Here is a 9,310-nt window from a genome sequence, read left to right on the forward strand (position 1 = left end):
CATTTAACTTTAATGATTTTCCTTAATTAGTCCTATAAATTGACCCTAATAAATCTAAATCAGAATCTGTTAATTTAAAATTATGAATGTCTTGCTCTTTTAAATAGGGGTACATTAAAGATTTAGGATCAGTAGTATGTTTTAGGCCTAAAGCATGGCCAAGTTCGTGAGCAAGGGTCAAACGTAAATCATTTAATGAGGCGTAACCATAAATCTGAATTTGGTTTTGACTGAATAAGCCTTTATGGAAGGGCTGAATATTGGTTTTTTGTTCTAGTTTAAATTGTGTTTTTAAAGCAGCTAAATCACTTTGCTCTTGATTTAATTCCTTGATTTTTGTATTAAGTATTTGAATTTTAGAATTTAAATCGTTTGATTCATTTTTTATACTTTCTGATTTTTGCTCTAGTTGTTTTTGCCGTTCTTTTAAATTATCGGCCCGATAGTGCTGATATTCTCCTTGATTAAAGCGTATTACGTCTTGTTGATATTGTTCAAACTCAGCTCTTAGACTTATCTTTTTCTTATTCAAATCAGTTGATAGTTGTGCAACCTCTTGTTTATTTAAAATAATTTCCTCATTTTTAAAACGCCATATTTCCTGCTTTTGCAAAAGTGTATTCAAACTGTTTTGCTGCTCATCTTTAATCATTTGATGGTCATCATAAATTAAGTTAATTGACAGTTGAGCCTGTGAATCGTAAATAAAATAGGTTTTCCCAGTCTCTTTTTGCCAGATTTCAGCCGCTTGTTGGCTTACCTCAATAAATTGTTCTTTGGTGATTTGAAACCGCGGATCAATAAAGGCAATTCGATATTTTAAAGGTTCTTGAGATGAGCTGATTGAAAGGTTGCTTTGAGCAAATAGCATTGTTTGTAAGCCCATGCATAAGCATAAGCTCAATCCCCACCATAGAAATTTTTTCATGGCAAAATAAAAAATATAAATAAATCTTATTGTTAGCTAGTTAATTTAATTCGTCAAAATGATAAAAGCTTCAATAGATTAGTAAGGTGTGTGATCTTGATAAAAAAATTACAAAAGAAGTTTTTAGATTTGGCAATAATGGAATAATTAATGTAATAAATAGCAGTGGTTTTTTAATAAAAAAATCTTAATTAAAATTAATAACTTAATTTTTATGATTGATCTTTTTGACATTAAACAATTTAAAAATATACTGAAAAATGTATTGTTATTTTTTGTAACTAATAAAAAACCGCGCCTAAGCGCGGTTTTTTATTAAAGAAACAAATTATTTTTTGTCATCTTTAACTTCAGTAAATTCAGCATCTACAACGCCATCATCTGCTTTTTGTTGACCCGCATCGCCACCTTGGAATGCATTTGGATCAAAACCTTCAGCGCCACCAGCTTGTTGTGCTTGTTCATAAGCACGTTGAGTGATAGGCATCAAGATGTTTTGTAAAGCTTCAGTTTTCGCTTTGATATCTTCAACATCGTTTTCTTTAGTTGCTGTTTCAAGTTCAGAAACTGCAGTGCTCACAGCAGTTTTTTCATCTTCAGTAACTTTATCACCAAGATCTTTAACTGCTTTGTTCGAGCTTGAAATTAATGCATCAGCTTCGTTACGAGCTTTTGCAAGTTCTTCAAATTTACGATCTTCTTCAGCATTCGCTTCAGCATCTTTAATCATTGCTTCGATTTCAGCATCAGACAAACCTGAGTTTGCTTTAATCTGGATCGATTGCTCTTTACCAGTGCTCTTATCTTTAGCAGAAACTTTCAAGATACCATCAGCATTGATGTCGAAAGATACTTCAATTTGTGGCACACCACGTGGAGCAGGTGGGATGTCGCCTAATTGGAAGTTACCCAACAATTTGTTTTGTTGAGCCATCTTACGTTCACCTTGGTAAACAGAAATGTCTACAGCAGGCTGGTTGTCAGCAGCAGTAGAGAACACTTGTGATTTCTTCGCAGGAATCGTCGTGTTTTTCTCAATGATTGGTGTTAATACACCACCCATTGTTTCAATACCTAAAGTTAATGGTGTTACGTCTAATAAAAGAACGTCAGTTTTGTCACCAGACAATACTGCACCTTGAATCGCAGCACCGATTGCAACTGCTTCGTCAGGGTTTACGTCTTTACGTGGTTCTTTACCAAAGAATTCTTGTACTTTTTGTTGTACAAGTGGCATACGAGACTGACCACCAACCAAGATTACGTCAGAGATGTCAGAAGTCGTAAGACCAGCATCTTTAAGAGCGATTTTACAAGGCTCAATTGTACGAGCAACCAAATCAGCAACTAAACCTTCAAGTTTCGCACGTGTTACATTGATCACTAAGTGTTTAGGACCAGTTGCATCAGCAGTGATGTATGGAAGGTTGATTTCAGTTGCGTTAGATGAAGAAAGCTCGATTTTTGCTTTTTCAGCAGCTTCTTTTAAACGTTGTAACGCAAGTGGATCATTTTTCAAATTCACACTTTGTTCTTTCTTAAATTCTTCAACCAAGAATTCAATTAACGCGTTATCAAAGTCTTCACCACCAAGGAAAGTATCACCATTTGTTGATAAAACTTCGATTTGTTGGTCGCCATCAAGGTCTGCGATTTCAATGATTGATACATCAAAAGTACCACCACCTAAGTCGTAAACTGCAACTTTACGGTCGCCTTCTTTTTTGTCCATACCGAACGCAAGTGCAGCAGCAGTTGGTTCGTTGATGATACGTTTAACGTCTAAGCCAGCGATTTTACCAGCATCTTTAGTTGCTTGACGTTGAGCATCGTTAAAGTAAGCAGGAACAGTAATAACTGCTTCAGTAACTGTTTCACCTAAATAGTCTTCTGCAGTTTTCTTCATCTTTTTCAAGATTTCAGCAGAAACCTGTTGAGGTGCTAATTTTTTATCGTTTACTTCAACCCAAGCATCGCCATTGTCTGCTTTGATGATTTTATAAGGTACAAGACCGATATCTTTTTGTACCGCTTGATCTTCATAACGACGACCAATTAAACGCTTGATAGCGAATAATGTATTTTTCGGGTTAGTTACTGCCTGACGCTTAGCACTTTGACCAACTAAGATCTCGCCATCTTTATAAGCAATGATCGATGGAGTTGTACGTGCGCCTTCAGCGTTTTCGATTACTTTTACTTTATCGCCTTCAAGTACAGCAACGCATGAGTTGGTAGTACCTAAGTCAATACCAATAATTTTTGCCATGTGACGTTTTCCTCAAAAATTCTTTTGCAATGTTTTTGCTTGTTATCCGATATGAGAGTGAATCTATTTTTTTCAAGCGTTTTAGCGAAAAAAAATCTAAAAACTCTCAAAAAATTATTTATTGACCGACCATAACCATAGCAGGGCGCAATAAGCGACCGTTTAATGTATAGCCCTTTTGTAAAACGCTACCGATTTCATTCGTTTTAGCATTTGGGTCAATACCTACAGCTTGATGTAAATCTGCATTGAAGCCATTTTTTGTATCAGCTTCTACAACACCAAATTTTTCAAGTGTGGTTAACAGCGACTTCAAGGTCAGTTTAATACCTTCAAGTACTGGTGTTTCTTCATCGCCAGCTGCTTGAATTGCACGCTCTAAATTATCAACAGAATCTAGTAATTCTTTTGCAAATTTTTCAAGCACAGTCTCTTTATGCTTGTCAGACTCACGTTGAATACGCTCTACACTTTTTTGTGCTTCGTAAACTGCATTCGCAGTACGTGCTTTTTCAAGTTTTAGGCTTTCTTCTAATTTGGTGATTTGCGCTTGTAAAGATTCAACGGTAACGTCGTTTGCTTGCTCTACACCTTCAGCCTGAGTTTGCTCATTAGATTGCTCTGCTTGCTCGTGTTGAATGTCTTGAGCTTGCTCATTTTGCTCATTAGCCATTGATGATCTCCGTTTAAATGGGTTTTTAAACATGTACAGTCCTTTTGGCATCAGCATTTACTGGGTAAAACCTGAACTGCCATGCATATGCTGTAATTCATTAATAGGGATGAAGTATGGGCATTGCCTAAAAATTCAAGCGTACACGGCAATTTAAAACTTTTAATTTTGCGGTTTTAAGTAAAAATTTAAATTTTCGATCATAAAAGCAATAAATTCTTGCGTTATTTTGGGTAAATGTTGTCTTGAAGCATATACCACCGATAAGCTTAACTCAGGAGCTGAAAAGTTTTTAAATAAAGGAACTAATCGTTTTTCTTTTAAATCTTTTTTAACTAATAAAGTAGGTAGCATCGCCACCCCTTGAGCATGTACACACATGTCATAAACAGCATTTACATCATTACTTTTAAAGGTAACGTTCAAAGGATAGTTTTGAGGCTGCTGTTCATTATCAAAAAGAGTCCAAAATTGATGTTGGCTATGGTGAGCTAAACAGTCATGTTGAATCAGTTGTCTTGGATGGGAGAGGGGACTGTGCTGTTTTAAATAATCAGGATGAGCACAGAAAACGGACTCGATTTGACAGACTGGTCTCGCAATTAATCCGTCTGCAACTTTTTGTGTTATACGTAAGGCTAAATCGACCTGTGCATCAATTAAGTCCATCGTATTTTCAGTCAGATATACATCAAATTGAATATGCGGATGTTGCTGTTTAAATTGGCGAATACATTCTCCAACCCCTAATTGAAATAAAAATAAACCACAGGTAAAACGAATCGTACCATTATGTTGTTCAGGTGCGGCTAGCTCTTGTAAAAGTTGTTGTTGTTGTAAAATATTCTCGCAGTAGAGCAGGGCTTTTTCACCTGCTGGGGTGAGAGATATTTTTCGGGTATTTCTTTGAAATAGTCGAGTTGAGAATGTGTGTTCTAGGTGCTCAAGATAACGAGAAACCATGGCACGTGAATAATTTAGGTGTTCTGCTGCTTTGGTTAAATTGCCATGCTGAGCAATAGAAACAAAGACTTGTATGGCTTTTAATGTGTCCATATGCTTTATCATTATTACAATGTATGCAACAGTTTATCTTAATTTAGTGCATTTACCTTACAGGAATTGCAATTTAAAGTGTTTCTCATGAAATTGGAGAATACATAATGAAATTTTTTAAATTAACTGCTTCAGCCCTAGCAACTGCTACTGCTTTAACAGTAACTTCCTCAGCTTTTGCGCAAGATTTGAAAATCCAAAGTTTCTTGGCTAAACCCGAACATTTCGGTGTGACTTCTACTTTAATTGAAGGCGATAAAGAAGTTCTATTGGTGAATGCGCAATTCTCAAAATCTGAAGCATTACGTATTGCTGCGGATATTTTGGATAGTGGTAAAACACTAAAGACAATTTTCGTAAGTTATGGCGATCCGGACTATTACTTTGGTTTAGATGTATTTAAACAATACTTCCCAAATGTACAAATTGTCGCAACGCCGGAAACTGTTAAACATATCCAAGATACTCAAGCGCTTAAAGTGAAATATTGGGGTCCACAAATGGGTGCAAATGCGCCTAGCCAAATTATTGTGCCTCAAGTTTATACTGCTAAAACTTTAAAGTTAGAAAATGAGTCAATCGAAATTAAAGGTAAGAAAGAACTTACTTATTTATGGATTCCTTCTTCTAAAGCAGTAGTAGGGGGTATTCCTGTCTCTTCAGGCATTCATTTATGGATGGCGGATACACCAAAAGTTAAAGACCGCAATGAAGTGATTCAAACTTTAGAAAATATTAAAGCATTGCAACCTCAAACAGTTGTTCCAGCTCATATGGTTGAGGGAGCTCCACAAGGTTTAGATGCAGTTAACTTTTCTATCGACTATCTCAAGAGCTATGAGAAAGCGGTTAAAGTAAGTAAAAATGCGGGTGAGCTCAGTCAGCTCATGCAAAAACAATATCCAACACTAAAGAGTGTGGATAGCCTTGAGCTAGGCGCAAAAGTTGTAAAAGGCGAGATGCAATGGCCATAATTTAAGGTGAAGCGCTAAAAAAAAATCAAAAAAGCCGCGGTCTATACCCGGCTTTTTTCGATGGGATAAGACATTTTTAAGTAAAAAGTCTCTGTAACATTCTACGCACCTTATATAGCGTTTCTATAAAGAGAAAATTTTTGACTAGAGTAAAAGGCTAAGATAAAAATTAGAAATTGATAAAATTAAACAAAAGCTTAAGTTGTGGCTTCCATATAAAAGGTAGAGGTGAGGCTAAGGAAGAGATTTTAATAAAAAATTGCACAATTTGTACTTCTATTACTACAAAAGACAACCAATGATACGCACGCCAGAAAAAAAAATTGTGAATTATAGGCAGCGCGAAGATGAACTTTGCATTTAAATGTTTGTCGTAATGAAAGGAAAGCGATTATGAAAAAATTAGGTCTTATCTCTGTAGTACTTGCTGGTGTTGCTTTTACAGCTGTTGGTTGTGCATCTGAAGCTGGTTTAAACGCATCAGGTTCTGCTCAAACTAGCGCTAGCCCATCTGGCGTACAAGCTGGTGTAGGTGTAGATGCTGGTGTTTCTGGTCAAGCACAACCAGGTCAAGTTGATGCTGGTGCTTCTGGTTCTGTTTCAGGTTCTGCGACAGCGCAGTAATTCTTAGCGATAAGAACAGTTAAAAAATTATAGAGTCATATATTTAAGATGCCGATTTATGTATGAAGTGAGCTGCTACTCATTACTCTATAATTAAGAGAATTTAGAATTCTCAAAAAAGCCCCAAAAGGCCTTATCTCTTTGGGGCTTTTTATATAGTAATGAGATTAGTCATCATGACGATAATCTCGATGGTCATGATCTCTATCTTCTAAGCGTTTTTTTTCCCATTCACGATGTCTTTTTTCCCAATCCCGACGATTCTTGTCCTGTTCGCGAGCATCTTTACGTTGTTGTTCGTATATTCTTTTACGCTCTTCCCAACGTTTTCGCTCCCAATCACTATATCGACGTCCATCGTTACGGTCATAACGATCATCATCATGATCATGGTAATCATAACCACCGCGATAATAAGGGTCATCTGTATAAGCAACACAGCCTACAGTTAAAAGACTGGTTGCTAACAAAGTAACAACTAGTTTTGCTGACATAGCACAATCTCCTTTGTCTTGTTAACAATAATTGGCAAAAAAGTCCTGTTTTAAACGACAGATTTGTTAATGACATTTGCTATAAATCAGATTAGCGTAGATTGGTTTTTACCTTTGTATCTTGATTACATGAGTTGTATGCGAATATAGTCAAACGACAAAGAATTCTGTAGAAAATATGAAGGATAAAAGGAATTCATGGAGATAGGCATGACAGCATTTAATCAAAAAATTCAAACATTGCTAGATAAGGGCCAAGGGCCTGCTGCTCGAGCTCTTGATAAGTTACCTCGTTTGGCTCAAGAATCACTTGCCAAAATTCTTGGATATTCCTACCAATACCCAGATCTCGACTCATTTACTAAATGTATGATGGCCGTACAAATTAAACAGGGACGTATCGGTTTTATTGGTTCAGATCCTATTGATTCTAGACGCCAATTTGATACACAAATGTTGGCTATCCGTCAGAAATCAACAGAAGTTGATTCTGTAGAAGATATTCGCTTACCTCTTCAAAGCGGAACTATCTTCGCAAGACACTATCACCCGGCACCTAATAAAAAATTACCTCTACTGGTTTTCTATCACGGAGGAGGTTTTGTCGTGGGTGGATTAGATACTCATGATGAGGTGTGCCGCATATTGGCGAAATACGCAAAAGTACAAGTACTCAGCATTGATTATCCTCTTGCCCCAGAAGTCTCACCTCAACATTTAATTCAATCCTGCGAAGATGCATTGGCTTGGGTCTATCAAAATCGTAGACAGCTAAAAATATTAAAAAATCGTATTGCTGTAGCAGGGGATAGTGCAGGCGGAAATATCAGTACGGTTGTAGCTCAACGATCAGTAAACAAACCTTATGCTCCACAAGCACAGCTTCTCATTTATCCTACAGTTGATTTTAAAAGCCGACATCCTTCTTTTTATGCTTATAACGAAGGATTAGTTTTGACGGATAGCGATATTAATTATGTCACTCAATATTATGCAATTCAGCATAATGTAGAATTAGATGATCCAATTATTTCTCCAACCTATGGTAATTTGAAAAAGAATCCACCAGCTTTTGTGATTACGGCTGGTCATGACGTACTGCATGACGAAGCAAAAATTTATAGCTATAAGCTAAGACAAAATGGCGTCAAAATGCATTATGAAGAATATCCGGATCAAACCCATGGTTTTATAAATTTGACACCTATTTCGAAAAAGGCAAAACGCTATACCATCGAGATCAGTAAAAACTTCAGAAAGTTCTGGGATAAAAATAGTTAAATAAAAGCTTAGTCCATGTTTCACGTGGAACGTGGACTAATACTTTAATCCAAAATATAAAAGCACTAAATAAAAGATAATAAATACTCACTAGAATTCTTTTATATAGATGATTAAATTTACCCTTCATTAAGTTTGGCATTTTGTTGTAGGGAAGATATGAAAAAATTATTAATGTTATGTTGTTTGGGTATAAGCAGTCATTCAGTATGGGCTGACACTTTAGTTGAAATGCAAACGAACTTAGGCAACGTTGAAATACAACTTTATGATGATAAAGCACCAAACAGTGTGAAGAATTTTAAAGACTATATAAAGTCGGGCTTTTATAAAGATACGATATTTCATCGTGTAATTCCTGGTTTCATGGTGCAAGGCGGTGGGCTTACTGCAAATATGCAGGAAAAGACTACGCGAGCACCTATCAAAAATGAAGCTGGAAATGGAATTGCTAACACACGAGGAACTTTGGCAATGGCCCGTACAGCAAGCCCTGACTCAGCTACTAGTCAGTTTTTTATAAACGTTGCAGATAATAATTTTTTAAATCGTTCTGCGGGTAATCCTGGTTATGCAGTTTTTGGAAAAGTAATTAAAGGAATGGATGTGGTTGACCGTATTGTTCAGGTCCCTACATCAAACTATGGTATGCATCAAAACGTACCAAAACAGCCTATAAAGATAGTAGATATAAAGATTAAAACTCTTCAAAAATAAATTAACTATATAAATCAGTCAGTTGTGTATTTTTGAGATTTTATTTGGCTGAAAAAGAACCGGTCGAGCGAGCATATTTATAAAAGTGCTTGCGTACCAGTTTTTTTTCCCTATAATGCACTCATCCCGACGCGATACACGAGAATATCTTAGCTTACAGGGTTAAGATGAAAGCTTAGTATTGCGTTGAATTCTGTCTCTGACGAAGAGCAGAAAAATCATTAAGAGAATTGAAGAACAACTTGTGTGGATTTTTACTGATTGATTAATCGAAATAATTTTCATTGATTGATT

The 9,310-nt window shown here is 36.1% G+C and carries 9 protein-coding genes; 4 read left to right on the plus strand and 5 right to left on the minus strand.

Annotation, left to right across the window (positions count from 1 at the left end; genetic code table 11):
- Positions 1-22: 22 nt before the first annotated feature.
- From KTI78_RS16210 to KTI78_RS16225, 4 genes are all read right to left on the minus strand, one after another.
- Complete coding sequence (locus KTI78_RS16210; RefSeq protein WP_262446736.1) at positions 23-928, minus strand: matrixin family metalloprotease; 906 nt, start codon at positions 926-928, stop codon at positions 23-25.
- 328 nt (positions 929-1,256) lie between these two features.
- Positions 1,257-3,197 carry a molecular chaperone DnaK gene (gene dnaK / locus KTI78_RS16215; RefSeq protein ID WP_262446737.1) on the minus strand — a complete coding sequence of 647 codons (1,941 nt, stop codon included), beginning with the start codon at positions 3,195-3,197 and terminating at the stop codon, positions 1,257-1,259.
- A gap of 118 nt (positions 3,198-3,315) precedes the next feature.
- Positions 3,316-3,870, minus strand: a complete 555-nt coding sequence (gene grpE / locus KTI78_RS16220) for a nucleotide exchange factor GrpE (protein WP_262446738.1) — start codon at positions 3,868-3,870, stop codon at positions 3,316-3,318.
- A gap of 162 nt (positions 3,871-4,032) precedes the next feature.
- Positions 4,033-4,926: a LysR family transcriptional regulator gene (locus KTI78_RS16225; protein ID WP_224993807.1), complete on the minus strand. Its 894-nt coding sequence runs from the start codon at positions 4,924-4,926 to the stop codon at positions 4,033-4,035.
- Positions 4,927-5,033: 107 nt separating this feature from the next.
- On the opposite strand from KTI78_RS16225, the gene KTI78_RS16230 reads away from it, so the two are divergent.
- Together KTI78_RS16230 and KTI78_RS16235 are read left to right on the plus strand one after the other, a co-directional pair.
- Positions 5,034-5,900, plus strand: a complete 867-nt coding sequence (locus KTI78_RS16230) for an MBL fold metallo-hydrolase (RefSeq protein WP_224993808.1) — start codon at positions 5,034-5,036, stop codon at positions 5,898-5,900.
- A 393-nt stretch (positions 5,901-6,293) separates the two neighbouring features.
- On the plus strand, positions 6,294-6,524 hold the full coding sequence (locus tag KTI78_RS16235) for a hypothetical protein (protein WP_000733015.1): 231 nt from the start codon (positions 6,294-6,296) through the stop codon (positions 6,522-6,524).
- Between the two features lie 167 nt (positions 6,525-6,691).
- Here KTI78_RS16235 and KTI78_RS16240 read toward each other — a convergent pair whose 3' ends face one another.
- The gene (locus tag KTI78_RS16240; protein WP_262446739.1) at positions 6,692-7,018 is read right to left on the minus strand and encodes a hypothetical protein; all 327 of its coding nucleotides are present in this window, start codon (positions 7,016-7,018) and stop codon (positions 6,692-6,694) included.
- A gap of 210 nt (positions 7,019-7,228) precedes the next feature.
- Between KTI78_RS16240 and KTI78_RS16245 the strand changes: the two genes are divergently transcribed.
- Positions 7,229-8,299 (plus strand): alpha/beta hydrolase, encoded by a 1,071-nt coding sequence (locus KTI78_RS16245; protein ID WP_262446740.1) that lies wholly within the window; start codon positions 7,229-7,231, stop codon positions 8,297-8,299.
- A 159-nt stretch (positions 8,300-8,458) separates the two neighbouring features.
- A complete protein-coding gene (locus KTI78_RS16250; protein ID WP_262446741.1) occupies positions 8,459-9,016 on the plus strand; it encodes a peptidylprolyl isomerase in 558 nt (185 codons plus the stop codon).
- Positions 9,017-9,310: the final 294 nt, after the last annotated feature.

The organism is Acinetobacter sp. WU_MDCI_Abxe161, from assembly GCF_025514355.1.
In the GTDB taxonomy this organism is placed as follows: Bacteria; Pseudomonadota; Gammaproteobacteria; order Pseudomonadales; family Moraxellaceae; genus Acinetobacter; species Acinetobacter pittii_E.